The following is a 24,516-nucleotide window of genomic DNA, read 5'->3' on the forward strand; positions in this document are numbered from 1 at the left end:
CGGTAAACTGATCAGCTATGTCTGATGGCCCCCTGATCGTCCAGAGCGATCGCACCGTGCTGCTCGAAGTCGCCCATGCCGACGCGGAGAGCGCCCGCCACGAGTTGGCGATCTTCGCCGAGCTGGAACGTGCCCCCGAGCACATCCACACGTACCGGATCACCCGGCTCGGACTCTGGAACGCCCGCGCCGCGGGGCATACCGCGGAAGACATGCTCGAGACGCTCGACCGCTGGTCGCGCTTCCCTGTTCCTCCTTCGGTCGCCGTCGATCTGCGCGAGACCGTGAACCGCTACGGCCGCCTCGTGATCGAACGAGACGACGAGGGGACGCTGCTCCTGCGCTCCTCCGACCCGGCCGTGCTCGCGCAGGTCGCGAACAACAAGCGGATCCAACCGCTTCTGATCGGGCATCCGACGCCGGAGACGTTCGTCGTCGACGCCTGGGCACGAGGACAGATCAAGCAGGAGCTGCTGAAGATCGGCTGGCCCGCCGAAGACCTCGCGGGGTACACCCCGGGGACCCCGCACGAGATCGAGCTCGCCGAAGACGGCTGGCAGATACGTCCGTACCAGCAGGATGCGGTCGATGCCTTCTCGAAGGACGGCTCGGGCGTCGTGGTGCTCCCGTGCGGCGCGGGGAAGACGATCGTGGGCGCCGGGGCGATGGCGGCCACGAAGACCACCACGCTGATCCTCGTGACGAACACCGTCTCGGCTCGGCAGTGGCGCGACGAGCTGCTCAAGCGCACGAGCCTGACACCCGAGGAGATCGGCGAGTACTCCGGCCAGTCCAAGGAGGTCAAGCCGGTCACGATCGCGACGTACCAGATCCTCACGGCGAAGCGGAAGGGCGAGTACGCCCACCTGGCGCTGCTGGACGCGCTCGACTGGGGCCTGATCGTGTACGACGAGGTGCACCTGCTGCCGGCACCGGTCTTCAAACTCACCGCCGACCTGCAGGCCCGCCGCCGTATCGGACTCACCGCGACGCTGGTGCGCGAAGACGGCCGCGAGGGCGATGTGTTCAGCCTGATCGGGCCGAAGCGCTTCGACGCACCGTGGAAGCAGATCGAGGCGCAGGGCTTCATCTCGCCCGCCGCGTGCTACGAGGTGCGCGTCGACCTGCCGCCGAGCGACCGGCTCGAGTACGCCGCCGCGACCGACGACGAACGCTACCGCCTCGCCGCCTCCGCTCCGGCCAAGGTGCAGGCGGTGCGCGAGCTCATCGCGAAGCACGAGGGCGAGCGCATCCTCGTCATCGGCCAGTACCTCGACCAGCTCGAGTCGCTCTCGGCCGCGCTCGACGCCCCCCAGATCACCGGCGCGACCCCGGTCGATGAGCGCGAAGAGCTGTACCGCGCGTTCCGCGAGGGTGACATCTCCCTCCTCGTCGTGTCGAAGGTGGCGAACTTCTCGATCGACCTGCCTGAGGCGTCGGTCGCGATCCAGGTCTCCGGCTCCTTCGGCTCGCGTCAGGAAGAGGCTCAGCGACTCGGGCGTCTCCTGCGCCCGAAGCAGTCGGGCCACACCGCGAGCTTCTACACCCTCGTCGCCCGCGACACGATCGACCAGGACTACGCCCAGAACCGTCAGCGCTTCCTCGCCGAGCAGGGCTACAGCTACACGATCATGGACTCGGACGCGATCGCCGCCTGACCGACACCGGGCCCCCCGCGACTCAGCCGTGCAGGGTCCGCGCCAGCGCGTGGGACCCGCCAGACGTCGGACCGACGGCGACGGGCGCACGCACCGGAGTCGCGGTGCGTGCGATCCCGAGCCTCCGGGCCCAGCGGTCGGCGAGAAGCGCGTAGACGATCATCGCGAGGGTCGAGGCCAGCAGGTCGACCGGGGTGCCCGAAGTGGCGTTCGCGTCGACGAGCTGGACCGACCCCAGCACGAAGATGAGCACGTTGTTCACGATGTGCAACGAGATCGCGGCTTCCAACCCCCCGGTGCGCCACGACAGCCATGCCGCGACGATCGCGAACACGCCGACGCTCGCTGCGCCCCAGACGTCGTATCCGTGGCCCAGCACGAAGATCGGCACGGGAAGCAGGATGGCGAAGGCCGGATGCCGCAGCCAACTGCCCACCAGCTGCATCAGGTAGCCGCGGAAGACGTATTCCTCGGCGGCGGCTTGGAGCGGGATCAACAGCAGCACCAGCGCCAGCATGACCCACAGACCCCGGTGGGAGAAGTCGACCACGAGCCCGTCGCCGGTCGCGGCCGACCACCCGAGCACGACGGCGAAATACACGACGAACACCCCGAACGCCAGCAGCAGGCTCTTGCCGAGCCACCGCATCCGCAGACGTCCCGAGACCGACGACAACAGGCCGATCCCGCGTCCCTCGACGATGCGCGACGCCAGCAGCAGGGCGGGGATCATCAGGATCAGCGGCAGCACCATGGCGACCAGGAGCCACGGCCGGTCGAGGTCGAAGTACTGCGTCGTGGTGAGGAGCACCTGCATCTCGACGCCCCACGACGGCACGACCACCGAGACCACGACGAGCGGCACGACGAGAAGCAGCAGGAGCACCACATACAGGGCGACGCCGACCACTCCGGTGAGGAGGGGCTTCCACCACCGGTGGCGCGGTCGCACGTGAGCCAGTCGGTGGAACGCGTACCGTTCGACCTGCTCCGAAGGGGGCGCGACGGCGGCGGATGCGGGGGCGGCGGAGTCGTCCTCGATGGTGCTCATACCTCGATCCTTCCCGGTCTGCCTGTGCATCACATCCGACCTCGGGTGGATCGCCGACTCGACGCCGTTCCGCACAATAGTCAGCATCCGCATGGCCGGAGTCACCATAATGGGGACATGACTGCTCCGCGCATCCTGGTCGTCGACGACGAACCCAACATCCGCGACCTGCTCTCCACGGGTCTCAGCTTCGCCGGATTCCAGGTGAAGACGGTGGCCAACGGCGCCGCCACGATCTCGGCCGTCCTCGAGGAGGAGCCGGACCTGATCATCCTCGACGTCATGCTCCCCGACATGAACGGATTCAGCGTGACCAAGCGCCTCCGTGGCGCCGGGTTCACCGCACCCATCCTCTTCCTGACCGCCAAGGATGGGACAGAGGACAAGATCGAGGGGCTCAACGCGGGCGGCGACGACTACGTGACCAAGCCGTTCAGCCTCGATGAGATCGTCGCCAGGGCCCAGGCGATCCTGCGCCGCACCATGCAGGCCGACGAGGAGTCGATCATCCGTGCCGGCGAGCTGTCGATGGATCAGGACACCCACGACGTGCATGTCGGCAAGGAGCCGATCGAACTCAGCCCGACCGAGTTCAAGCTGCTGCGCTATCTCATGCTCAACCCGAACCGAGTGCTGTCGAAGGCGCAGATCCTCGACCACGTGTGGGAGTACGACTTCAACGGCGACGCCGGCATCGTCGAGAGCTACATCTCGTACCTGCGACGCAAGATCGATCCGCACACCGAGGAGTCGCTGATCCAGACCAAGCGCGGGTTCGGCTACATGCTCAAGGTGGGCAAGTCGGGCTGATCCCCGGCATACCACCGCAGACGCCGCCCACGCGGCGCCGTTCGACGCACCGAGAAGAGGACCGCATGGCGCACAAGCCCGATGCGGTCACCAGCTGGTGGCGACGCATCAGCCTCCGGGCGAAGGTCACCGGCGTCACGGTGGCGGTGCTCGCACTCGGACTTCTCGTCGCGGGCATCGGCACGGTTCCGATCCTCCGCACCGCCCTGGTCGCGAACATCGACGCGCAGCTTCCCGCACTCGTCTCGAGCGATCTCGCGGAACGCTACTTCGACATCACGGTCGTGGACGGCGTCGCGACATACACGCCTCGCGACGAGCAGCCGCGGGACTTCTCGTTCGCCATCTACGACGCCTCGGGGGTGCTGCAAGCCACGGCCCGCGGAACCTCCGGCCAGGCGCCGCTGTTCCCCGCGGAGTACTCGCTCGCGAAGGCGACCGCAGACACCGACCAGATCCCGCTCGAGATTCCGGGGCGGACGGCGAGATCTTCCACGGCGCGGTCGCCGTCGTCGGCTCCGAGGGCGGCGCCCTGCGGATCCAGTTGGTGGCGCTGCCGCTCGCGCCCGCCGACCGCATCATCAGTCAGTACTTCGGCATCTACATCTCCATCGCGCTGATCACGATCCTCATCGCCGCGCTCCTGACCCGCGGACTCGTCACGCTCACGTTCCGCCGACTGGGTCAAGTCGAGGCGACAGCCATGTCGATCGCCGCCGGCGACTTCCGGCAGCGCCTGACCGACCTCGAGCCCACGACCGAGGTCGGACGCCTCAATGCGGCGATCAACACGATGCTCGACCGCGTCGACCGGTCCCTCGCACAGCGTGACCGCACCGTGCAGCACATGCGACGGTTCATCGGTGATGCGAGCCACGAGTTGCGGACGCCGCTGGTGAGTGTGCGCGGCTATGCGGAGTTGTACCGGATGGGCGCGATCAAGGGCGAGGAGGACACCGCGAGAGCCATGGAGCGCATCGAGAAGGAAGCCATCCGGATGGGTGTCCTCGTCGAGGATCTGCTCGCGCTGGCGCGCCTCGACGAGGAGCGCGAGCCGGAGATCGAGCCACTCGACCTCCGTCCGATCGCCCGTGACGCGGCGCTCGACCTCCGGGCCGCTGCGCCGGGCCGCACCGTCACGGTGATCGATCGCACGATCGAGGCCATGACCCCCTCCCCTCCGTGAGTCGCCTCCGCCACGACCGGAGCAGACGAGCACGCCTCCGCGCGGACTCTCCCGCACCGCCCTCTCCCGCTTGCGTCGGCGCCCACGGCACCAGGAGCCGTCTCCCACGATCGACTTCAGCGAGGTACCGGACATCCCGGTGCGCACTCCTCCGATCGTCCTCGGCGAGGAGAACAAGGTGCGACAGGTCGTGACGAACCTCCTGGGCAACGCCCGCAGATTCTCCCCCGAAGACGGCCCGATAGAGATCGTGGTCGACTCCGACCGGGTTCGGGGCACGGGGAGCATCGCGATCGTCGATCACGGCGAGGGCATCCCGCCGCAGATCCGCGAGCAGATCTTCGAGCGGTTCTGGCGGGCCGACACCTCGCGCGCGCGGGAGACCGGAGGCTCCGGTCTCGGTCTCGCGATCGTGGCGTCGATCATGAAGGCCCTGCACGGCGGCGTCGACGTGTCGGAGACGCCCGGCGGCGGCGCGACCTTCACCGTCACCCTCCCCTCGCCCCGGCTCGTGCGACTCCCGAGCACCTTCTCGAAGACACGCAGCCCCTGGAACGACTCGACCTGCCCTGATGGCGCCGTGACGCCGGTTGTGCACAGCCTGTGGCCCGGCCGACCCCGTGCGCGGCTGCGAGCCTCCGCGCCCTCCTAACGTCGGTACTCCACAGGAAAAGGAGTTCCCATGTCTGTCTTCACCGTCGACACCGAGGCCGTCCACGCGGCACACGGCGCCACCCGAGCGACCATCGAGCGCCTGCAGAGCGAGTCCGCCACGCTCATGGCCCAACTACGCCAGCTGCAGACCTCCTGGGTCGGCACCGCGTCGAATGCGTTCCAGGGCTGCGCCGAGCAGTGGCAGGGGGCGCAACTGCATGTGGAGCACGTGCTCGATGCCATCGGCACATCGCTCGGATCAGCGGCGTCCCAGTACTCCGACGCCGACCACTACTCGGCCAGTCTGTTCCGTTGAGCCCGCGCACCCCGTGAACGCAGAACGCCCCCGGCCGAAGCCGGGGGCGTTCTGTCATGTGTGCTGGATCAGAAGTCCATGCCACCCGTGGGGTCGCCAGCCGGAGCTGCGGCCTTCTCGGGCTTGTCGGCGACGACGGCCTCGGTGGTGAGGAACAGCGCGGCGATCGACGCGGCGTTCTGCAGCGCCGAGCGGGTCACCTTGGCCGGGTCGATGATGCCGGCGCCGAACATGTCGACGTACTCGCCCGTTGCGGCGTTGAGGCCCTGGCCCGCGGGGAGCTCGGAGACCTTGTTCGCCACGACACCCGGCTCGAGACCGGCGTTCAGCGCGATCTGCTTGAGCGGAGCCTCGATCGCCACGCGGACGATGTTCGCACCGGTCGCCTCGTCGCCCGTGAGCGACAGTCCGTCGAGCGCCTTCGTGCCCGACTGGATGAGCGCGACGCCACCACCGGGGACGATGCCCTCCTCGACCGCTGCCTTCGCGTTGCGGACGGCGTCCTCGATGCGGTGCTTGCGCTCCTTGAGCTCGACCTCGGTCGCGGCACCCGCCTTGATGACGGCGACGCCACCGGCGAGCTTGGCCAGACGCTCCTGGAGCTTCTCACGGTCGTAGTCGCTGTCGGTGTTCTCGATCTCGCGACGGATCTGCGTGACGCGACCCTCGATCTGCTCGGCCTCGCCGGCACCCTCGACGATCGTGGTCTCGTCCTTGGTGACGATGACCTTGCGCGCACGGCCCAGGAGGTCGAGCGTGGCGTTCTCCAGCTTGAGGCCGACCTCTTCGGTGATGACCTGACCACCGGTGAGGATCGCGATGTCCTGCAGCTGCGCCTTGCGGCGGTCACCGAAGCCCGGAGCCTTGACGGCGACGGACTTGAAGATGCCCTTGAGCTTGTTCAGCACGAGCGTCGCGAGAGCCTCGCCCTCGACGTCCTCGGCGATGATGACGAGCTCCTTGCCGTCCTGGATCACCTTGTCGACGATGGGCAGGAGGTCCTTGATGTTGGAGACCTTCTGGTTCGCGATGAGGATGTACGGGTCTTCGAAGACAGCCTCCTGGCGCTCCGGGTCCGTCACGAAGTAGGGGTTCAGGTAGCCCTTGTCGAAGCGCATGCCCTCGGTGAGCTCGAGCTCGGTGCCGAACGTCTGCGACTCCTCGACGGTGACGACGCCTTCCTTGCCGACCTTGTCGATCGCCTCGGCGATGAGCTCGCCGATCGCGGTGTCTGCTGCCGAGATGGACGCGGTCGCGGCGATCTGCTCCTTCGAGTCGATCTCCTTGGCGCTCGAGAGGAGCTCCTCGGTGATCGCGGCGACAGCCTTCTCGATCCCGCGCTTGAGGGAGATGGGGTCGGCGCCGGCTGCGACGTTGCGCAGTCCTTCGCGGACCAGCGCCTGAGCGAGGACCGTGGCGGTCGTGGTGCCGTCACCGGCGACGTCGTCGGTCTTCTTTGCGACCTCCTTGACGAGCTCCGCGCCGATCTTCTCGTACGGGTCGTCCAGCTCGATCTCCTTGGCGATGGAGACACCGTCGTTCGTGATCGTGGGAGCGCCCCACTTCTTCTCGAGGACGACGTTGCGACCGCGCGGGCCGAGGGTCACCTTGACCGCGTCGGCGAGGATGTTGAGGCCGCGCTCGAGGCCGCGGCGGGCCTCCTCATCGAAAGCAATGATCTTTGCCATGAGTTTTTTCGTCCCTCCTGGACGTAGACGTTGGGTTTAGCACTCAGAGTGAGAGAGTGCTAACGCCATTCTGGCACTCGACACCTTCGAGTGCAAGCCGCCCGATGCGTGCGGCATCCGGAGGTCAGGACGCGGGTTCCCCGGTGGGCGTCTCGGGCGCCGACGTCGATCGATCGAGCCCGATCACGACCGTGAACTGCTTCTCCCCGTCCTCCGTCTGACCGGAGTAGTAATCGCTCTGCTGCACGGCGGCGCCGCCGAGGAGATTCGCCAGCCCGATCGCCGCGAGCTCGTCCGCCTCGTCCACGAAGAACACGGTCGTGGCGGCGAAGTCCTGACTCGAGCTGTCGCCGGCGAAGACGTCGTCAGCGGCCCAGCCGTTGTTGATGAGGGTGTCGCGCATCCGGGTGTCGAGGCCCTCGTCCGGTGTCCCGTTCAGGATCATCACGGAGATGCTCGGGTCGACGATCCCGGTCTCGACGGGCGTCGGGGCCGAGGTCGGACCAGCCTCGGGGAAGAGCGAGATGCGGCCCATCACGACGAGGGAACCGAAGATGCCCGCGATGATGAGCACGAGCGCGGCGACGAAGGACCACAGCAGCACCACCCAGCCGTTCATCCCCGGAGCTTCGGCTCGGTGCGCTCCTACTCGTCCGGAGGAACGGGGAACGTCATCGAAGCGATCTCGGGTGGGCTTTGACACCCCTCGATGCTAGCGGCACGTTCCTGTCAACCCGTTCCACGGCGCCGGGGGCGGCCCCTCCCGGCCACCGGAGAGGGTCTCAGCCCACGAAACCGGGCATCCGGGCGGCACGCCGGGACGCCCGGGAGTCGCGGAGCCGACGGAGCCTGCGCACCAGCATCGGGTCGAACTCCAGGGCGACGTCGGACTCGATGAGCCGTCCGAGCAGTTGGTAGTAGCGGGCAGGGCTCATGCCCAACTGCGTGCGGATGGCCTCTTCCTTGGCCCCGCCGTGGCGCGGCCACGCCGCCTCCAGGGCGAGGATCGCGCGATCGCGCTCCGTGAGGTCTCCCAGCATGGCTCCAGATTAGGACGCGACCGTCGGGATCGCGGTTCGCCACTCCCACCATCGTCCGAGCGGATCCGCGGCTGCGCGGACCTGTCCGTCGATCGCGACGACGAAGCCCGGCCACTTCTCCGCGTCCACCGGAGGGGACCAGACATCCGTCACGCCCGGCGGGTCGATCGTGATCCACCGCGCGTCCAGTCGCGAGATGTCGGCGAGCAGCGCGCTGCGCTCCGCTCTCGGGATGTGCACGAGCACCCCGGGGGTGGTGACGACGAGGGTCGCGCCCTGCGGTGCCGCGTCGACGAGGGCGCCGATGCGCTCGCGCGCATCCCCGCGCACGAGAAACGGAGGGTCCGATGCCACGATGTCGAGCGCGGCATCGACGCGCTCCGCACGCCCGGACTCCCTGGCCAGACGAGACCGCGGAGCCAGCGGCGATCTCGTTCGTCGGCGGCATCGAGCGGCTGCAGATCGATGCCGGCTCTCCAGACGATCTCCGGCATCCGGATCTGCGGCAGTGGTCCGGTGACCCGAGACTCCAGCACGACGGTCGACGGCCCGTCCGCGGGATCCACGCCGAGGCGCAGCCGCCCTTCGGCGTCGGTGAACCGATACGAGTAGCGATCGGGGTAGAGGCACAGTCCGGCAGACGCTCCGAGCTCGAGCAGCGCGATCGGCCCTTCGACCTCCGACAGCAGCGGCAGCAGCGGGGCCAGACGGAGGGGCTCGTTCGTCTGCAGCGAGCGCCGCGTGCACTCCGCGACGACCTCGTCGGCGTTCTGCAGCAGGAAGCCGCGCCAGTCGTCGTACTCCTGCAGCGTTGCGCCGAGCAGGCGCGTCACCGCGAACACGAGCGGCGGCTGCCGTCTCGTCTCCGGGATCCGGGCGAGCACACGCTGCACCTCCTCGTCCGCAGCGACACCCGCAGCCCATCGGGCATACACCGCGCTCCGGCCCGGCGCCTCGTCCCGCGCGAATCGCGCGTAGCGCTCCCGCACTGCTTCCGTCATCCGTCCATTCTGACGCGAAGGACCCGAGACCTCGTCGGACAAGGGAGAATGGAGGCGACTGAGGAGGACACATGTCGTACAGCGTGGACAAGACCGAGGACGAATGGCGCGACGAGCTCGGTGACGAGCAGTACGCCGTGCTGCGGCAGGCCGCGACGGAGCGCGCCTGGACGGGCGAGCTGCTCGACGAGGAGCGGGCGGGTCTCTACACCTGCGGAGCGTGCAACGCCGAACTCTTCAAGAGCGGCACGAAGTTCGACTCCGGATGCGGCTGGCCGAGCTTCTACGAGTCGATCCGCCCCGACGCGGTCGAACTCATCGAGGACGACAGCCTCGGGATGGTGCGCACCGAGGTCCGTTGTGCCAACTGCGGGTCGCACCTCGGCCATGTCTTCCCCGACGGGTTCGGCACTCCGACAGGCGATCGCTACTGCATGAACTCGATCGCACTGAACTTCACGCCTGACGCCTCGTGAGCGCCCTCGACGCCGTCCGCGCGCGTCAATCCTGGTCGAAGGTCGACGAGACGGCGCCGGGCCGCGAAGAGCTGCTGACGTTGGTCACCGCTGCGGGGCGCGTCGCCGATCACTCGTCTCTGCGCCCGTGGCGCCTCATCGAGCTGCGCGGTGCAGACCGCGAGGTGCTCGGCGCGGCGATCGCCACAGCGCAGGGCGACGCCTCGCCGTCGTCGAAGCCGCTGCGTGCGCCGCTGCTGATCGCGGTCGTCGCGAGCTATCGCAAGAGCGAGAAGGTGCCGCGGTGGGAGCAGGAGGCCGTAGCCTCCGGCGTCGCCCACACCCTGAGCCTGCTCCTCGACGAGGCCGGCTGGGGCGTCATCTGGCGCACAGGGCATTACACCCGCGCGAAGGCAGTGGCCAAGGCCCATGGTCTGGGCAAGAACGAAGAACTCCTCGGGTGGCTGTACGTCGGGGGAAAGCCCGACGGGAAGCGACCGGGCCGCCGCAAAGCCGTCGACGCCCGGAAGCTGGTCACGCGGATGCCGAAGCCCGGATCCGTGAAGGCGGGCAAGGGTTCCAAGAAATCGGGCAAGAAGGCTACGAAGACGCCGTAGCCGTCAGCGCCGCCGCGTGCGGGGGACGGCGACGATCACGGACGCGACGGCCACCGCGACCATCGCGATGACCTGCCAGAGCGCCGGGCCCGAGGCCGGAGGCCAGATCAGGTCGATCACGACCGAGGTGACGAGCTGCCCGAGCACCGAACCCAGACCCATCAACAGCACACCGGTGTGGGCGACGATGAACGCCCCGAGCAGGATGTACGCCGCGCCGAGGAAGCCGCCGAGGTACAGCCACGGCTCCGCGGGGAGGGCCTCGGGCATCCCGCGGAAGGCCACGCTCGTCCCCGCCGCCAGCACGAGCACGACGGTTCCGGCGACGAAGCTCATCAGCGTGGCTGCGAGCGGCGACTGGACGCGCTGCGCGAGTCGACCGTTGGTGGCCGCCTGCCACGCGATGCCCACTCCTGCGGCGAACGGCAGCAGGAGCATCCACAGCGGAGCGGATGCGAGCACGTCGCCGGACAGGGAGATGCCGACGGCGGCGAGCGCGAGCACGCCACCGGCCACCCGCCCCGGCGTGACGGCTACGACGCCGGCCGGACCGAACCCGATGCGATCGAGGACGAGTCCGTGCAGGGTCTGTCCCGCGACGACACCGACGCTGAACAGGGAGACGCCGAGGACACCCGCGGTGAGCCCCTGCGTGGAGACGGTGAGGGCGCCGCAGGCACCGCCGAGCAGCATCCAGAACGGGATCGAGCCCTGCCGGATCCCGCTCCACAGGCGGCCGACTCCGCGCCGCGCCGAAGGCAGGCACGCGATCACGGCGACCAGCGCGAGAAGCCCGACGGAGAAGGAGAGGAGCCCGGCCACGATGCCGTCGTCGACGCGGACCCCGAGCACTCCGTTGATGCGCGCCTGAATGGCCGTCATGACCCCGATCGCGACCGCCCCGCCGAGTGCGACCGGAGCGGGGAGTCGACGGGAATCGGGCACCAGTCGACCCTACCCGAGCGCCCCTCTCCTCCCGGACCGGCGGATGTCGGTGCGCACGGCTACGCTGACGGCATGTGCGCGAGCTACGGTCTTGATCCTCGGTTCACCGATGCGGAAGTCCTCGCCGCCGCCGACGATGCGGTGCTCGAAGGGTTGCGCACGTGGGCAGAGGAGAACGCCGGCGAGACCATCCGTCCGACCGGCAGGAACCTCCGCAATCTCAACCCGCTGATCGTCCAGCCCGATGGCGCGCCCACGCTCGAACCTGCGTGGTGGGGTTTCCTGGTGAACGGCGAGCCTGCGAAGTTCCCGTCGATCAACACGCGGTCGGAGCGTCTGCAGGAGCGGCCGGGCGGCGCGAAGTCGCGCGCCATCGTCCCGGCGACGAGCTGGTACGAGATGCAGAAGCCCTCCCGCCGCTGGAACGAGTTCATCATCGATGACGGCACGCTCTTCGGCATGGCGGCGGTGACCCAACGCGGCCGCACGGCAGACGGCGAGTGGTACACGTGCTACTCGATCGTCATGCGGCCGGCCCCGGAGCGCCTCGCAGAGCTGCACGATCGGATGCCGTTGCTGATCCCGACGTCGTTGAGCCACGACTGGCTCACCGCCCCGCCGACCAGAGAGATCATCGACGAGGCCGTGCTCGCCTCCGACGAGATGGCCGCGCGGGTCACCGCCCGCCCCCGCGACTGACCGCGACCTCCGCCGCCGGGAGGATGTTCGGCTCGAGAGACGGTACCTGGGGCGGATGCGCAGCACCGATGCGGTCCGTAGCGTGGACGACATGATCACAGCAGAAGGCCTCACGAAGAGGTTCGGAGACAAGACGGCCGTCGATGACGTGTCCTTCACCGTCCACCCGGGCAGCGTCACGGGTTTCCTCGGTCCGAACGGCGCCGGCAAGTCGACCACGATGCGGATGATCGTCGGCCTGGATCGGCCGACATCGGGACGCGCCGCGGTCGCCGGTCGCGAGTACCGCAAGCTCCGCGCACCTCTGACCGAGGTCGGCGTGCTCCTCGACGCGAAGGCCGTCCACACGGGGCGGACCGCGCGCAATCACCTGCGGGCGATGGCGGCGACGCACGGGATCCCCGCCTCTCGCGTCGATGAGGTCATCGACATCGCTGGGATCGGGTCGGTCGCTCGCAAGCGCGCCGGCAAGTTCTCCCTCGGCATGGGACAGCGCCTCGGGATCGCGTCGGCACTCCTCGGAGACCCTCACACGCTGATCCTCGACGAACCGGTCAACGGCCTCGACCCCGAAGGTGTCCGCTGGGTGCGCCAATTCGCACGGCACGCGGCGTCCGAAGGGCGCACGGTCCTCCTCTCCAGCCACTTGATGAGCGAGATGGCGCAGACCGCGGATCACGTCATCGTGATGGGACGCGGCCGGGTGCTCGCGGACGCCCCGTTGTCGGAGCTCGTGCGCTCCTGGACACGGAACACCGTCCGGGTGCGCACTCCGCGTCCGGCAGATCTCGCGGCGGCCGTCGGCGGTCCGGATGTCGAGATCGTGAGCTCCGCGCCGGACCTCCTCGACATCGTGGGCCTGCCTGCCTCCCGCATCGGCGACCTCGCTGCCGACCGCGGCATCCCCCTGCACGAGCTCACCCCGACCACCGGCTCCCTCGAAGACGCCTATCTCGCTCTCACCGGCGATTCCGTCGAGTACCGCACCAAGGAGATCTCATGACCGCGACACAGGCCGTCGCTCCCTCACGGCCCCGCATCGACACCGGCCGACGACTGACGTTCGTGCGTGCACTCCGCGGGGAGTGGATCAAGCTGGCCACGCTGCGCTCGACGTGGTGGTCGATCGGGATCGCGGCGGCGCTCACCATCGGGATCGCCGTCCTCATCGCCCAGGCGATCGACATGCCGGGATTCGAGCCGATCCAGGCCGTCATCATGCCGATCCAGTTCACCATGCTCCTCGCCGGGATCATCGGCGCGATCTCGGTCACCGGCGAGTACTCCACGGGGATGATCCGTTCGACCCTCACGGCGAACCCGATTCGCGGATCGGTGCTCGCCGCGAAGTCGATCGTGCTCGCGGTGTTCCTGTTCCTGTCGTCGCTGGTGATCTTCGCCGTCGCCGCGGTCGCGGTCTCGCTCGTCTTCGCTCCGCGCGACCAGAGCATCGACTGGTCCGACCCCTCGGCGTCGTTCCTGCCGATCGTCGTGGCTTCGCTCGCCATGGCCGTCTTCGCGCTGATCGGAGTGTCGTTCGGGTTCATCCTCCGCTCCGGTGCTGGCGCGATCGCCGCGACCGTCGGCGTCCTGTTCGTGCTGCCGATCGTGGCGAACTTCTTCACGTTCGCGGGTGAGACATGGGCGTGGATCGTCGATGCGGCGAACTACCTTCCCGTGGCGGCTGCACAGAGCGCGATCCTGCCCGGCGACGATGCAGCGCTGGACGCTCCGTCCGCGTTCCTCACACTCGCGTGCTGGGTGGTCGGCGGAGCCGTCGCGGCCTGGGCCGTGCTGCGCACACGCGACGCGTAAAGTCGGCGCGTGAGCAGAAAGCGAAGCCGCAGCGACTCGATCCGTGAGGACGAGGAGCTGCGGCTTCCGCGTGCGCCTGGACTCTTCCGACGGTTCTGGGCGCGACATCCCCTGCTGGCCGATGTGCTGCTCGCTCTGCTGTGCCTCCTGCTCTCCCTCGCTCCGGCAGGACGCCTCACCGATTCGTCGATGCCGGAGGCGACGTACATCGCCATCAACATCGCCACCCTGTCGATGGTCGCGATCGCGTGCAGCACGCTGCTGTGGCGTCGAAGGGCACCGCTCGCCCCGTTCATCGCCGCGGTGATCCTCGGTACCGTCGGACTGTTCACCGGGCTCTCCGGGGGCATCATCCTCCTGCTCGTCGCCTGCTACGGTCTTGCGGTCTACCGGTCCTCCCGCACAGCGTGGACGTGCTTCGGCACCGGCGCCGTCTGGTTCCTCGGTCTTGCCGCGCTGCTCATGGCGACGGGCGCCATCACTCTGCAGGATGGGCTCGACACCGCGCTCGGATACGTCGTGCTGGGCCTGATCGGCACGCTCGTCGGCGTCAACGTCGGCGGGCGCAAACGCTATCTGTCGGCCGTGATCGACCGCTCACGCCAGTTGCTGGTCGAGCGCGATCAGCAGGCGCAGCTCGCTGCCGCATCCGAACGCGCGCGCATCGCCCGCGAGATGCACGACATCGTGTCGCATTCGCTCACCGTGATCGTCGCGCTCTCCGAAGGCGGAGCCGCGACCCCGAACCGCGAGCAGGCACGCAGAGCCGCGCTCTCGGCAGCGGAGACGGCCAGGTCTGCGCTCACCGAGATGCGGTCCATGCTCGGCGTGCTCCGCGACGAAGACTCCCCCTGCCGATGGCGCCCGTGCAACCCGTCCTCCCTCGCGACACCATCGAGGCCGCGCAGCGGGCGGGATACCCGGCCACGCTGGCGATCATCGGCCAAGCGGAGGTCTCCCCGCCGTCGAACACGCGATCGGACGGATCGTCCAGGAAGGCGTGACCAACGCCATGCGCCACGCGCCGACGGCGTCGGCTGCCACTGTGCGTGGAGTATGCCGTCGACGTGGTGACGATCGAGATCGTCAACGACGGGGTCTCCGGCGCAGTAGGCTCCGACGGTTTCGGCGTGCGCGGGCTCTCCGAGCGGGCCGCACATGTCCGGGGCACGGTGCGCTCCGCGCCCGCGGATGGCGGACGATGGGTTCTGCGTGCCGAACTGCCCATCGCGGGGAACGCTCACCAGGCACGAGCGACGGAGGACGAACGATGACCGAGACGATCAGGGTGCTCCTGGTGGACGACCAGGAGCTGATCCGTGTCGGCTTCCGCATGGTGCTCGAAGCCGAGGCCGACATCGTGGTCGTCGGCGAGGCCGGAGACGGGAAGGCCGCGATCGCCCAGAGCAGAGCGCTGGCTCCCGATCTGGTGCTCATGGACATCCGGATGCCGGAGCTCGACGGCATCGCCGCCACAGAGGCGATCGTGCGAGAGCACCCGCACACCAGGGTGCTGGTTCTGACGACTTTCGACCTCGACGAGTATGCGTTCGGTGCGATCCGTGCCGGTGCGAGCGGCTTCCTCCTGAAGGATGCGCAGCGGCACGAGATGATCTCCGCCGTGCGCGCGGTGCACCGCGGGGATGCCGCGCTCTCGCCGCGGATCACCAGGATGCTGCTGGATCACGTGACCCCGCAGCTCGATACCTCTTCCGCGAGCGCCGACACGGAGGAGAGCGCGGCGCTCGCATCGCTCACGGAGCGTGAGCGTGACGTCTTCCTCGCGATCGGACGCGGCCTGACGAATGCCGAGATCGCGCAGACGCTCTACGTGGGAGAGTCGACGGTGAAGACGCACGTCGGTCGTGTGCTGGCGAAGCTCGGGGCCCGCGACCGCATCCACGCGGTGATCCTGGCGCACCGGCTCGGTCTCGCGGGATAGCGACCCTTACGCGTCAGGCGCGGGTGGGAGTCCACTCCGAGACGCGGTCGAGGAGCTGCACCTCGTCGGCGGAGAGTTCGAGGCGGGCTCCGGCGAGCAGGTCGGGCACCTGCTCGACCGTACGCGCACTCGCGATGGGGGCGACGACGGTCGGCTGCGCGCGCAGCCATGCGAGCGACGTCGCGGCGATCGACGCGCCGTGCGCATCACCGATCTCCTCGAGCGCGTCGATGATCCGCAATCCGGCGGGCGTCGCATACTTCGCGGCGCCCTGCGCACGAGGCGAATCCTGACCCGCAGCGTCCGTCGAACGGTACTTCCCGGTCAGGAAGCCGCTCGCCAGCGAGTAGTACGGGATGAGCCCGAGGTCGAATTCCTCGGCGACGGGGATGATCGCGTCCTCGACCTCGTTGCGGTGCACGAGGTTGTAGTGCGGCTGCACGGCGACCGGCACGGCGGCTCCCGTGCGACGCGCGATCTCGACCCACTCCCTGATGCGGTCAGCCGAGTAGTTCGACACGCCGATGTGGCGGACCAGGCCGTCGGCGACCAGCGCGCCGAACGCCGCCACCGTCTCCTCGAGGGGAACGGTCTCGTCGTCGAAGTGGGCGTAGTACAGGTCGATCTCATCGACGCCCAAGCGGAGCAAGGACGCCTCAGCCGCCTTCCGCACCGTTGCTGCGGAGAGTCCGCGGAACTCCGGGTGCTGGCTCACCTTCGTCGCGACGACGACCCCGGACGGCTTGCGCGAGGCGAGCCAGGCGCCGATGATGCGCTCGCTCTCGCCGCCTTCGTTTCCCGGAACCCAGGCGCTGTAGGAGTCCGCCGTGTCGATGAAGTCGCCGCCGCCGTCGATGAAAGCGTCGAGCACCTCGAAAGACGCGTCGCGGTCGGCGGTCCAGCCGAACACGTTGCCGCCGAGGGAAAGAGGGAGAACGTCGAGATCACTGCTGCCGATGCGAGTCATGTCGTTCACAACCGCCGACCCCGGTGTCCGCATTCCCGGATGACGCCCCGTTGCGACGGCCCGCCGCTCGCGTCAGCCCGGTGTCTCACCGTCGTCATACATCTGCGATGGACGGCCGACCAGGCGCGCGTCGGGAGCGTGCGCCACCATCGGGTCCTTCCCCGGATAGTCGAAGCGGGAGAGGACGAACCTCATCGCCTCGAGCCGTGCGCGCTTCTTGTCGTTCGACTTGATGACGATCCACGGGTCGGCCGGAGTGTCGGTGTGGAAGAACATCTCCTCCTTCGCCTTCGTGTAGTCCGCCCATCGGTCGACGCTCGCGAGGTCGGTGGGGCTCAGCTTCCACTGCTTGACGGGGTCTTCACTGCGTCGCGCGAACCGCCGCCGTTGTTCTGCCTCTCCGACCGAGAACCACAGTTTGATGAGACGGATGCCCGACCCGACCAGCATCCGCTCGAACTCTGGAACGGTGTGCATGAACTCGTGATAGTCGTCGGAGGAGCAGTACCCCATGACGCGTTCGACACCTGCGCGGTTGTACCAGGATCGATCCATCAACACCATCTCCCCGCCCGACGGCAGGTGTGCGACATAGCGCTGGAAGTACCACTGCGTCCGCTCGGCGTCGGTCGGCTTGTCGAGCGCGACGACCCGCGCGCCACGCGGGTTCAGGTGCTCCATGAAACGCTTGATCGCGCCCCCCTTGCCCGCGGCGTCGCGCCCTTCGAACAGGATGAGCACGCGTTCGGACGAGTGCTTGACGTGAGCCTGGAGCTTGAGGAGCTCGATCTGCAGCAGCCGCTTCTCGCGCTCATAGGCCGAGCGCGAGAGCTTCTTCGAGTACGGGTATCCGTGCTGCCATTCGGGTCTCGCGGTCGCCGGCGCGCTGCTCATGATGGGCCCTCCCCAGGGTGCTCCGGAACCTCGCACACAGGGGGTGGGCGCAGGTGGCCGGGCGGGGTGGCGGCCACCTGCGCCGTCTCCGACCTGGCGAATCCATCGACCACCAGGAAAACCGACACGTGAGTAACATATCACCTTATAAGGCGATACACAAAAAGGCCGCGGAGATCGGCCTCCTCGACCTGCGGCGCGATGGGATGCCTCAGCTACTGGCGGCCGGCGTCCGTGCCGTGGCGCGCTTCGAAGGCCCGCACGTCTCGCAGGACATGTCGGAGCGTGAACACCTGCGCGATGGCCAACATCACGCTCACCGCACCGATGATCACCCGCATCACATCGAGGTCACGCATTTCCGTCAGCAGCCCGGAACTCAGCCACCAGGCGGCACTCACGGTCCAGAAAACGGCGAGCACGATCGCCCATGTCTTCCGTCGCTGCAGAGCGAGGCGCTGCTGGATCAACGACGGTGTGCGCTCGGCATCGGGCTCACTCATGGCATGGCCCATGCGTCGTCACGAGTCAGCGGCATATCCGAGGTCGCGTGACAGCCGTCGCCGATCTCAGACGAGAGCTGACGCTCTTCGGCCCCGGACTCCCCCACCGATTCGCTCATGCGCAGAGCATAGCTGTGCCCACTCGTGCGAGGACTCAGAGAGCCGACTACGGGACTCGAACCCGTAACCCCCGTTTCCCGGGCAGCATTTCTGGAGACTTACCGTTATCTACGCTGACCTGGGAGTCAGCAGTGTCGTTCTTACGCGCTGATCCTCGTCCTTACCCCGCTCTACTTCTCAATTCGCTGGGTAAGTGCTGGATCGGTCGCGAACTGTTCCAGGATCTCGCGGACGTCCGGTCCCAGGTGTAGCCGCTTGATGTAGTTCTTCCGAGTGACAGTCGAACCCTTCACGTGACCCAGCTGGTCGCCGGCCACATCGTCGCCAGCCACGGTGGCCACCAGGGTCGCTACGGCCTTCCGGAATGTCTTCGGCACGACCCAGTCCTCGTACCCGCTCGCCGCGCGGAAGGTCCTCCACTGGGTGCGGAAATTGTTGGGGCTGCGCAAGGTTCCAGCGGTCGAGTCGAACACGTACTCGCTGGTCGACTCGACGCGGCGGCGCAGCAGCATCTCGACGACGAACTGCGGGAGCCGAAGCGATCGGTTCGACTCCTCGGTCTTCGGATAGGGCTGGCGAACGAGTCCCACCTTCGGCTTGTGCACGGCCGTTCCGGTAACGTGCACCAGCGGAACGTCGAGGTCCAGCTCGAGGTCTTCCCATCGGACAGCGAACAACTCACCGGTGCGGATACCGGTGCCGACGATCATGTCGACGGGATCCGCGAGATCGGTGACACGAGCGCGGCCGCGGGCGTCCCGACCAGCGTCCCACGCGCGCAGCTGCGATCGGACGATGCCGACCGCCTCGACGTCGAGCGTCTCCACGACCGGCTTCTTCCGCGGGATAGTGTCGGCGTCGCGCACAGGGTTCGTAGCCATCGCGCCCTTCCTCACGGCGCGCTGGCAGACACCCGACAACACCACTCGGGTGATTCGCGCGGTCTCCGGCCCCGACGACGCCTGCAGCGCCGTGAGGAAGCGATCCACCGCCTGCACGGTCACCTCGCGGAGTTGCAGGGAACCCATGGCTTTCCTGACGTGCCTCAACTGGCGCCGGTACGTAACACGGCTTCCGTCGGAGAGGTCGCGGTCGTCAAGGTGCTTGTCCCAGTCATCGATGACTCGGTTCAGTCGTGTCTCGGGTGTGAGGTCTTCGTTCGGGAGGCGTGCACGGTCGCGGAGCGCGGCGAGGAGCGCGCGTTCCGCCGCCGCGCCGGTGTGTCCGCCTCGCTCAACTTGCCGCGTGACGCCGTCGTAGTCGCGGAACCGAGCGTAGGCGATCCATGACCCGCCGCGCTGCGCGCGCTTGATTTTCCCCCACGTGCCGAGCACGAGAGGTGGGCGGGCCATCTCAGACCTCGACCTTGTGCACCCACTGGCCCACACCCATCCGAGGCGCGACGTAGGAGGTATCGCCGATCCGGTGGAGGATGCGCTGGAACGCCTTCACCAGCCCCACCGTGACGGCGAGGTCATAGGCCATAGCGGCAATGTGACCGTCCCAGCGCTGCTCAGACTCGCGATAGCCGTCGAGAGTGATTAGGCGCAACGCCGCCCACTCGTCAGCTCGGCGTTCCTGACGCGCGTTGACGGGCCCGAAGCGCGAGGGGACGTCTTCCCAGATCGCGTGCGCCAGCTCGTGCGCGAGCACTGAGCGTTCTTTGCGAAACGTCATTTCGTCGCGCAAACGGATCCGCTTGAGATCGTGCCTGTACTCCCCATCACGGCTCTCCAGCTTGGCGTACTCAACGGTCACTCCGATGGCATCCGCCATCTCCAGAAGTTCTTCCACTACCCCTCGTACCCTTCGTCGGTCTCGTCCTCTCCGGTCCGCTCCGACGCGACGGCGAGCATGTCGTCCTGCGCTCGATCCTGCCGACGAGCTCGGACATTGAGCGCGGTCACGTTCGACGGCGCGGACACACCGGCAATGAACGACCCTGCGTTCAATCCGAGGGCGCTGCAGATTGCGTCGACGTCGGTCAACGTGAACGCCGCTTCATGCCGGAAGCGCATCGCCACGTAGTTGTTCGAGCGGTTGATCCGCCGCGCGAGTTCACGCTTGGAGATGTTCTGCTCCTCGATGACGGCTGCCAGCGCATCCGCAATCTTGCGGGCGAAGGATGACACCTCGGGCTCGGAATCTCTGGGGCTCATGTCGATCACTGTACCGATATAAGTGCAATTTTGTCTATGCGGAAGCGGAATTACCACCTTCCTGAACCTTGATGGGTGCAGATGACTTGACAGTGAACCGAGATAGGTTCACCATGGGAGCCATGACACCCGAACTCCCCCTCCCCCAAAGAGTCGCCGCCGAAGTGCGCGCCGAAATGGGGTGGCAGAAGAAGCCCGTCCGCGAGCTCGCCGAAGTGCTCGACGTGGTCTATCGGGGCGCGAAACAGCGCTACGACGGTGACCGCGAGTATCAACTCGACGAACTCCCCAAGATCGCCGAGTGGCTTGGCGTCTCCGTAAGTCAGCTGACTACCGGCCGCCGCGACCGAGAGCGCCAGGACGCAGCATGAGTGCCGCGGTTCTCGACATCAAGCAGGTGGCAGAGAAGACCGGACTCGCAGTGCAGACGCTATACAACCTGCGTAGCACCGGCGGTGACGGGCCGAAATCGTTCACTCTGCGCGGTCGCGTCCGGTACTACGAGGCCGACGTTGACGCCTGGATCGCTGCCGCCGCGGAGCGCAGCGCTGCCTGACCAAAAAGATTCACCCCCGCGGCAACGGGGGCGAATCACGAAATGAAAGGAGCACCACAGATGCTCACGAAGATCCTACCGGGCGACGTCAAGCCCGTGTCAGCACGCGCCGTGTCGCGCGTCCACCCTCTTCCGGATCTGGGGTCCGGGAAGCCGGCTGGGGCTCCCGGCAAGACCGATCTGGGCACGGCAGGGACCGCTGCCCCGGTCGAGTCGACCGCGGACCCTCGCCCCTACCTCAATCCGAACAACGGAGAGCGCACGGCGTTCCCCCACGCGGTCAGTGAGTACCGACCTCGGTCCCGCAGGCAGATTGCCAGGGACGACGCACGGCATGCGGCCGCTCAGGAGACGTACGACGGCGGTGACGCAGCGTGAGCACCGCGGCTCAGGTCAACATCCTGCCCGACTACCTCAGCGAGGCGAAGCGGATCCGCGAGGACCGGACGCCACTCGATGTCGACCCATTCAAGGGCGCGTTCCTCGCGACCACCTGCCCTGGCTGCGATCACGACGTGAGCGCGTTCGTGGTGGACGGTCCGGATCCCGTGTTCGTGGACCTGGTGTGCCCCCGCCCCTCATGCAGCCACGAGTTCACGGAGGCGATCACTTGATCCTCCTCCGCTGGGTCGCGATCCTCTGGGCGGTCATCTGCCTGGGCGGTCTGTTCTTCGCCCCGCACGGCTGGCCCTCGACCATCCTCGCCGGCATCTTCGCCCCCCTCTTCCTCTTCATCTGCTGGACCTTCGGCGCGTTCGCCAGGTCCGACCCCAACTCTCGAAAGGCAGACCCCGATGTCCGCTCTTGATGCCGCCCGTGAACGACTTTCCGCCGCCCGCTCCGCTGTGATCCGCGCCGAGGCTGCGCTCGACAACGCGACCCGTCGCCGCGATGAGGCCGAAGAGGCCCTGTACCGCGCCGAAGAGGAAGACCTCGGAGGCGTCGCATGAGCTTCACGATCATCGACGTCCAGCCCGACACCGACGAGTGGCTGCGGGAGCGTCGCGGCTCCATCGGCGCGTCGGAGGCCCCCGCAGTCATGAACATGTCGGCGTACGGCAACACCCCGCTCGACGTGTACAAGGCGAAGCAGGGTCTCGACCGGGAGTTCGACCCCGTGCTCGGTTTCATCGGGCACGCGTCCGAACCGATCATGCACGAGTGGGTCGAACGATTCTCCGGCCTCGGCCTTCGCCTTCTCACGGGATTCATGGCACGCAGCGTCGAGCACCCTTTCCTGCACGCGACGTTCGACCGGGTCACTGAGGACGGTGTGAAGGTCCAGATGAAGACGGCGCACCAGTACGCCGGCCACCACTGGGACGAGGGCGTGCCGACCGACATCCGCGTGCAGGTACAGGCCGAGCTCGCAGTGTCTGGTGACCCGCGCGCACTGGTCGTCGTGTGGATCGGTGGGCGTGAGTTCCGCCACTACTGGGAGCCGCGCGATGACCGGTTCATCCGCGACCACCTTCTCCCGACGCTCGGTGCGTTCTGGCACGACAACGTCCTCGCTGGAGTGACGCCGGACCCGTCGACCACCGCCGAGCTGAACGAGATGGACGTCGAGGAGAGGAAGACCATCGAGGTCACGGACACCGCGCTGGAGGCGATCGAACGCCGTGCGGTGCTCCTCTCCGACGCCGAATCGATGGTCGCGGAAGCCGACGCGCTCAAGGTCGCGATCGGCGCGTGGATGGGCGACGCGGACACCGTCACGAAGGACGGCCGCAACGTCCTCACCTTCCGTTACCAGAAGGGCCGCGCCGGGTTCGACCAGAAGTCGTTCCGGGAGGCGTACCCGCAATTGCACAACCAGTTCGTGACCCAGGGGTCCCCGTTCCGCGTGATGCGGACGGTCAAGCAGAAGGAGCAGGCGAAGTGACGAAGGACCTGTCCACGGCCGCTGCGGGGGCAAAGTCCCAGCCGACGATGAAGGACCTCGTCGAGGCGCAGCTTCCCGCGATCGAGCGTCAGCTCGGCGGGGCCATGAACTCGGCCGCGTTCGTCCGGGCCGTCCTCTCCGAGATCGGGAAGTCGCCCGACCTCATGCAGGCCGACCCGAAGACGCTCCTCGGTGGTGTCATGCTCGCCGCGCAGCTCCGGCTCGAGATCGGTTCAGGGCTCGGCGAGTTCTACCTCACCCCGCGGAAGGACCGCGGACGTCAGATCTGCCTCCCGATCATCGGGTACCAGGGCCTCATCAAGCTCGCGCTGCGCTCCGAGTTCGTGATGAACGTGCAGTCGTTCCTCGTCCGCCAGGGTGACCAGTTCTCCTACGGTGCAAACGCGGAGCGCGGCATGTTCTACGACTGGGTGCCGCAGGACTTCGAAGAGACCCGCCCGTGGATCGGTGTCGTCGCAACGGCACGCATGACATCGGGTGGGACGACGTGGGTGTACCTGACCCGCACACAGGTCATGGACCGGCGCCCTTCCTACTGGAACTCCACCCCGTGGAAGACCAACGAGGACGAGATGGTCAAGAAGACCGCCGTCCGCGCGCTCGCGAAGTACCTCCCCAAGTCGACCGACCTGGGCCATGCGCTCGAGGCCGACGAGGCGAAGGTGCAGACCCTCAAGGGACTCGACGAGGTCGAGGTGACCCGCCTCGACGATGAACCGGAGACGGTCGTCGTCCAGGAGCAGAGCCCGCGCGCTCGCACCCCTGAGGAGCAGGCCGAAGACCGGGAGGCACAGCGATGAACGCTCTCGAGGTCTTCAACTACGACGGTGCCGACGTCCGCACGATCCTCATCGACGGCGACCCCTGGTTCTCCGCGGTCGACGTGTGCGCGGCACTGGAAATCGGCAACACGACTCAGGCGATGACCCGTCTCGACGCCGATGAGCGCACCCTCATTTCAAATGAGGGTCGCGATATCAACGTCGTCAGCGAGGCGGGGTTGTTCTCTCTCATCCTCGGGAGCCGGAAGCCCGAGGCGCGCGCGTTCAAGCGCTGGGTGACGCACGAAGTGCTCCCGTCGATCCGCCGCACCGGCTCGTACGTCGTGGAGACGCCCGAGCAGCTGATGTCGCGTGCGCTCGTCACCGCCCAGGGGATCATCGCGTCGAAGGATCAGCAGATCACCGCGCTCGCGCCTCGCGCTGAGGCGTGGGATGAGCTCGCGTCTGCTGAGGGCGACTACTCGGTGGCTGATGCCGCGAAGATACTCGCCCGGGCGGGTGTGAAGACCGGCCCTCAGCGCCTGTTCGACCAGCTCGCCGGCATCCGCTGGATCCACCGTGCTCACGACGGGAAGTGGCGCGCGTACGCGTCCGCCGTCGACAACGGCTACCTGACGGAGAAGCCGCAGTCGCACTACCACCCGCGCACGAGCGAACTCATCCTCGATGCCCCTCAGGTGCGCGTCACGGTCCGCGGCCTCGAGCGGCTACGCCAGCGCCTCGGCGCGATCGAGACAGGTGCCGCAGCGTGA

Annotated in this window: 35 protein-coding genes and 1 pseudogene; 23 read left to right on the forward strand and 13 right to left on the reverse strand. The window is 67.8% G+C overall.

Annotation, left to right across the window (positions count from 1 at the left end; translation table 11 throughout):
• The first annotated feature begins 17 nt into the window (after window positions 1-17).
• Entirely contained in the window at window positions 18-1,658 is a 1,641-nt protein-coding gene (locus K1X59_RS14470; protein WP_183150573.1) for a DNA repair helicase XPB, read from the forward strand.
• A gap of 22 nt (window positions 1,659-1,680) precedes the next feature.
• On the opposite strand, the gene K1X59_RS14475 is transcribed toward K1X59_RS14470, so the two are convergent.
• Window positions 1,681-2,709 carry a CPBP family intramembrane glutamic endopeptidase gene (locus tag K1X59_RS14475; RefSeq protein WP_183150574.1) on the reverse strand — a complete coding sequence of 343 codons (1,029 nt, stop codon included), beginning with the start codon at window positions 2,707-2,709 and terminating at the stop codon, window positions 1,681-1,683.
• Window positions 2,710-2,826: 117 nt separating this feature from the next.
• Between K1X59_RS14475 and K1X59_RS14480 the strand changes: the two genes are divergently transcribed.
• From K1X59_RS14480 to K1X59_RS14500, 5 genes are all read left to right on the forward strand, one after another.
• Entirely contained in the window at window positions 2,827-3,519 is a 693-nt protein-coding gene (locus K1X59_RS14480; RefSeq protein ID WP_183150575.1) for a response regulator transcription factor, read from the forward strand.
• Window positions 3,520-3,584: 65 nt separating this feature from the next.
• Entirely contained in the window at window positions 3,585-4,139 is a 555-nt protein-coding gene (locus K1X59_RS14485; protein WP_220173532.1) for a hypothetical protein, read from the forward strand.
• A complete protein-coding gene (locus K1X59_RS14490; RefSeq protein WP_220173533.1) occupies window positions 4,067-4,705 on the forward strand; it encodes a histidine kinase dimerization/phospho-acceptor domain-containing protein in 639 nt (212 codons plus the stop codon). The genes K1X59_RS14485 and K1X59_RS14490 overlap by 73 nt, the downstream gene beginning before the upstream one ends.
• A 139-nt stretch (window positions 4,706-4,844) precedes the next feature.
• On the forward strand, window positions 4,845-5,357 hold the full coding sequence (locus K1X59_RS14495) for a cell wall metabolism sensor histidine kinase WalK (protein ID WP_258566865.1): 513 nt from the start codon (window positions 4,845-4,847) through the stop codon (window positions 5,355-5,357).
• Between the two features lie 30 nt (window positions 5,358-5,387).
• On the forward strand, window positions 5,388-5,675 hold the full coding sequence (locus K1X59_RS14500) for a WXG100 family type VII secretion target (protein WP_183150577.1): 288 nt from the start codon (window positions 5,388-5,390) through the stop codon (window positions 5,673-5,675).
• Window positions 5,676-5,743: 68 nt separating this feature from the next.
• Here the strand turns inward: K1X59_RS14500 and groL are convergent, their stop codons facing one another.
• The 4 genes and pseudogenes from groL to K1X59_RS14520 form a co-directional block, all read right to left on the reverse strand.
• Window positions 5,744-7,363, reverse strand: coding sequence for a chaperonin GroEL (groL, locus tag K1X59_RS14505; RefSeq protein ID WP_183150578.1), 1,620 nt, complete (start codon window positions 7,361-7,363; stop codon window positions 5,744-5,746).
• A 124-nt stretch (window positions 7,364-7,487) separates the two neighbouring features.
• On the reverse strand, window positions 7,488-7,982 hold the full coding sequence (locus K1X59_RS14510; RefSeq protein WP_183150579.1) for a LytR C-terminal domain-containing protein: 495 nt from the start codon (window positions 7,980-7,982) through the stop codon (window positions 7,488-7,490).
• A 163-nt stretch (window positions 7,983-8,145) separates the two neighbouring features.
• Window positions 8,146-8,403, reverse strand: coding sequence for a DUF3263 domain-containing protein (locus K1X59_RS14515; RefSeq protein WP_183150580.1), 258 nt, complete (start codon window positions 8,401-8,403; stop codon window positions 8,146-8,148).
• 9 nt (window positions 8,404-8,412) lie between these two features.
• Window positions 8,413-9,404, reverse strand: a pseudogene (locus K1X59_RS14520) (DUF2332 family protein).
• Window positions 9,405-9,475: 71 nt separating this feature from the next.
• Here K1X59_RS14520 and msrB point away from each other — a divergent pair.
• Window positions 9,476-9,880 carry a peptide-methionine (R)-S-oxide reductase MsrB gene (gene msrB, locus K1X59_RS14525; protein WP_183150581.1) on the forward strand — a complete coding sequence of 135 codons (405 nt, stop codon included), beginning with the start codon at window positions 9,476-9,478 and terminating at the stop codon, window positions 9,878-9,880.
• On the forward strand, window positions 9,877-10,476 hold the full coding sequence (locus tag K1X59_RS14530; RefSeq protein WP_183150582.1) for a nitroreductase family protein: 600 nt from the start codon (window positions 9,877-9,879) through the stop codon (window positions 10,474-10,476). The genes msrB and K1X59_RS14530 overlap by 4 nt, the downstream gene beginning before the upstream one ends.
• 3 nt (window positions 10,477-10,479) lie before the next feature.
• On the opposite strand, the gene K1X59_RS14535 is transcribed toward K1X59_RS14530, so the two are convergent.
• Window positions 10,480-11,421, reverse strand: coding sequence for a DMT family transporter (locus K1X59_RS14535; RefSeq protein WP_258566866.1), 942 nt, complete (start codon window positions 11,419-11,421; stop codon window positions 10,480-10,482).
• A gap of 72 nt (window positions 11,422-11,493) precedes the next feature.
• On the opposite strand from K1X59_RS14535, the gene K1X59_RS14540 reads away from it, so the two are divergent.
• The 6 genes from K1X59_RS14540 (at window position 11,494) to K1X59_RS14560 (ending at window position 15,877) form a co-directional block, all read left to right on the forward strand.
• The gene (locus K1X59_RS14540) at window positions 11,494-12,120 is read left to right on the forward strand and encodes an SOS response-associated peptidase family protein (protein WP_183150583.1); all 627 of its coding nucleotides are present in this window, start codon (window positions 11,494-11,496) and stop codon (window positions 12,118-12,120) included.
• A gap of 91 nt (window positions 12,121-12,211) precedes the next feature.
• Window positions 12,212-13,123: an ABC transporter ATP-binding protein gene (locus K1X59_RS14545; RefSeq protein WP_183150584.1), complete on the forward strand. Its 912-nt coding sequence runs from the start codon at window positions 12,212-12,214 to the stop codon at window positions 13,121-13,123.
• Complete coding sequence (locus K1X59_RS14550; protein ID WP_183150585.1) at window positions 13,120-13,935, forward strand: ABC transporter permease; 816 nt, start codon at window positions 13,120-13,122, stop codon at window positions 13,933-13,935. The genes K1X59_RS14545 and K1X59_RS14550 overlap by 4 nt, the downstream gene beginning before the upstream one ends.
• Before the next feature lie 9 nt (window positions 13,936-13,944).
• Complete coding sequence (locus K1X59_RS14555) at window positions 13,945-15,009, forward strand: sensor histidine kinase (protein ID WP_258566867.1); 1,065 nt, start codon at window positions 13,945-13,947, stop codon at window positions 15,007-15,009.
• Window positions 15,003-15,209, forward strand: a complete 207-nt coding sequence (locus tag K1X59_RS21685) for a hypothetical protein (protein WP_258566868.1) — start codon at window positions 15,003-15,005, stop codon at window positions 15,207-15,209. The genes K1X59_RS14555 and K1X59_RS21685 overlap by 7 nt, the downstream gene beginning before the upstream one ends.
• The gene (locus tag K1X59_RS14560; RefSeq protein ID WP_183150586.1) at window positions 15,206-15,877 is read left to right on the forward strand and encodes a response regulator transcription factor; all 672 of its coding nucleotides are present in this window, start codon (window positions 15,206-15,208) and stop codon (window positions 15,875-15,877) included. Before K1X59_RS21685 ends, K1X59_RS14560 begins: the two co-directional genes overlap by 4 nt.
• A gap of 13 nt (window positions 15,878-15,890) precedes the next feature.
• Here the strand turns inward: K1X59_RS14560 and K1X59_RS14565 are convergent, their stop codons facing one another.
• The 7 genes from K1X59_RS14565 to K1X59_RS14590 all read right to left on the reverse strand — a co-directional run bounded on the left by K1X59_RS14565 (window position 15,891) and on the right by K1X59_RS14590 (window position 20,520).
• Window positions 15,891-16,844: an aldo/keto reductase gene (locus K1X59_RS14565; protein ID WP_183150587.1), complete on the reverse strand. Its 954-nt coding sequence runs from the start codon at window positions 16,842-16,844 to the stop codon at window positions 15,891-15,893.
• 72 nt (window positions 16,845-16,916) lie between these two features.
• Complete coding sequence (gene ppk2, locus K1X59_RS14570; RefSeq protein WP_183150588.1) at window positions 16,917-17,738, reverse strand: polyphosphate kinase 2; 822 nt, start codon at window positions 17,736-17,738, stop codon at window positions 16,917-16,919.
• A 215-nt stretch (window positions 17,739-17,953) separates the two neighbouring features.
• Window positions 17,954-18,241 carry a hypothetical protein gene (locus K1X59_RS14575; RefSeq protein WP_183150589.1) on the reverse strand — a complete coding sequence of 96 codons (288 nt, stop codon included), beginning with the start codon at window positions 18,239-18,241 and terminating at the stop codon, window positions 17,954-17,956.
• The gene (locus K1X59_RS21690; RefSeq protein ID WP_258566869.1) at window positions 18,238-18,360 is read right to left on the reverse strand and encodes a hypothetical protein; all 123 of its coding nucleotides are present in this window, start codon (window positions 18,358-18,360) and stop codon (window positions 18,238-18,240) included. The genes K1X59_RS14575 and K1X59_RS21690 overlap by 4 nt, the downstream gene beginning before the upstream one ends.
• A 171-nt stretch (window positions 18,361-18,531) precedes the next feature.
• A complete protein-coding gene (gene xerC, locus K1X59_RS14580; protein ID WP_220173535.1) occupies window positions 18,532-19,695 on the reverse strand; it encodes a tyrosine recombinase XerC in 1,164 nt (387 codons plus the stop codon).
• Window positions 19,696-19,714: 19 nt separating this feature from the next.
• Window positions 19,715-20,155, reverse strand: a complete 441-nt coding sequence (locus K1X59_RS14585; RefSeq protein WP_183150591.1) for an ImmA/IrrE family metallo-endopeptidase — start codon at window positions 20,153-20,155, stop codon at window positions 19,715-19,717.
• A complete protein-coding gene (locus K1X59_RS14590) occupies window positions 20,155-20,520 on the reverse strand; it encodes a helix-turn-helix transcriptional regulator (RefSeq protein ID WP_220173536.1) in 366 nt (121 codons plus the stop codon). The genes K1X59_RS14585 and K1X59_RS14590 overlap by 1 nt, the downstream gene beginning before the upstream one ends.
• A gap of 122 nt (window positions 20,521-20,642) precedes the next feature.
• On the opposite strand from K1X59_RS14590, the gene K1X59_RS14595 reads away from it, so the two are divergent.
• Genes K1X59_RS14595 through K1X59_RS14635 form a run of 9 tightly spaced genes read left to right on the forward strand, consistent with a single transcriptional unit; the run spans window position 20,643 to window position 24,516 of the window.
• Complete coding sequence (locus K1X59_RS14595) at window positions 20,643-20,891, forward strand: hypothetical protein (protein WP_210274179.1); 249 nt, start codon at window positions 20,643-20,645, stop codon at window positions 20,889-20,891.
• Window positions 20,888-21,076, forward strand: coding sequence for an AlpA family transcriptional regulator (locus K1X59_RS14600; protein WP_183150594.1), 189 nt, complete (start codon window positions 20,888-20,890; stop codon window positions 21,074-21,076). The genes K1X59_RS14595 and K1X59_RS14600 overlap by 4 nt, the downstream gene beginning before the upstream one ends.
• A gap of 60 nt (window positions 21,077-21,136) precedes the next feature.
• Window positions 21,137-21,454, forward strand: coding sequence for a hypothetical protein (locus K1X59_RS14605; RefSeq protein WP_183150595.1), 318 nt, complete (start codon window positions 21,137-21,139; stop codon window positions 21,452-21,454).
• Window positions 21,451-21,690 (forward strand): hypothetical protein, encoded by a 240-nt coding sequence (locus K1X59_RS14610; protein ID WP_183150596.1) that lies wholly within the window; start codon window positions 21,451-21,453, stop codon window positions 21,688-21,690. The genes K1X59_RS14605 and K1X59_RS14610 overlap by 4 nt, the downstream gene beginning before the upstream one ends.
• Window positions 21,687-21,884: a hypothetical protein gene (locus K1X59_RS14615; protein WP_183150597.1), complete on the forward strand. Its 198-nt coding sequence runs from the start codon at window positions 21,687-21,689 to the stop codon at window positions 21,882-21,884. Before K1X59_RS14610 ends, K1X59_RS14615 begins: the two co-directional genes overlap by 4 nt.
• On the forward strand, window positions 21,871-22,026 hold the full coding sequence (locus K1X59_RS14620; RefSeq protein WP_183150598.1) for a hypothetical protein: 156 nt from the start codon (window positions 21,871-21,873) through the stop codon (window positions 22,024-22,026). Before K1X59_RS14615 ends, K1X59_RS14620 begins: the two co-directional genes overlap by 14 nt.
• Window positions 22,023-22,961, forward strand: coding sequence for a YqaJ viral recombinase family protein (locus K1X59_RS14625; protein WP_183150599.1), 939 nt, complete (start codon window positions 22,023-22,025; stop codon window positions 22,959-22,961). Before K1X59_RS14620 ends, K1X59_RS14625 begins: the two co-directional genes overlap by 4 nt.
• Window positions 22,958-23,782, forward strand: coding sequence for a recombinase RecT (locus K1X59_RS14630; protein WP_183150600.1), 825 nt, complete (start codon window positions 22,958-22,960; stop codon window positions 23,780-23,782). Before K1X59_RS14625 ends, K1X59_RS14630 begins: the two co-directional genes overlap by 4 nt.
• Entirely contained in the window at window positions 23,779-24,516 is a 738-nt protein-coding gene (locus K1X59_RS14635) for a phage antirepressor KilAC domain-containing protein (RefSeq protein ID WP_183150601.1), read from the forward strand. Before K1X59_RS14630 ends, K1X59_RS14635 begins: the two co-directional genes overlap by 4 nt.

Source organism: Microbacterium sp. Se5.02b (assembly GCF_019464375.1).
Classification (GTDB): domain Bacteria; phylum Actinomycetota; class Actinomycetes; order Actinomycetales; family Microbacteriaceae; genus Microbacterium.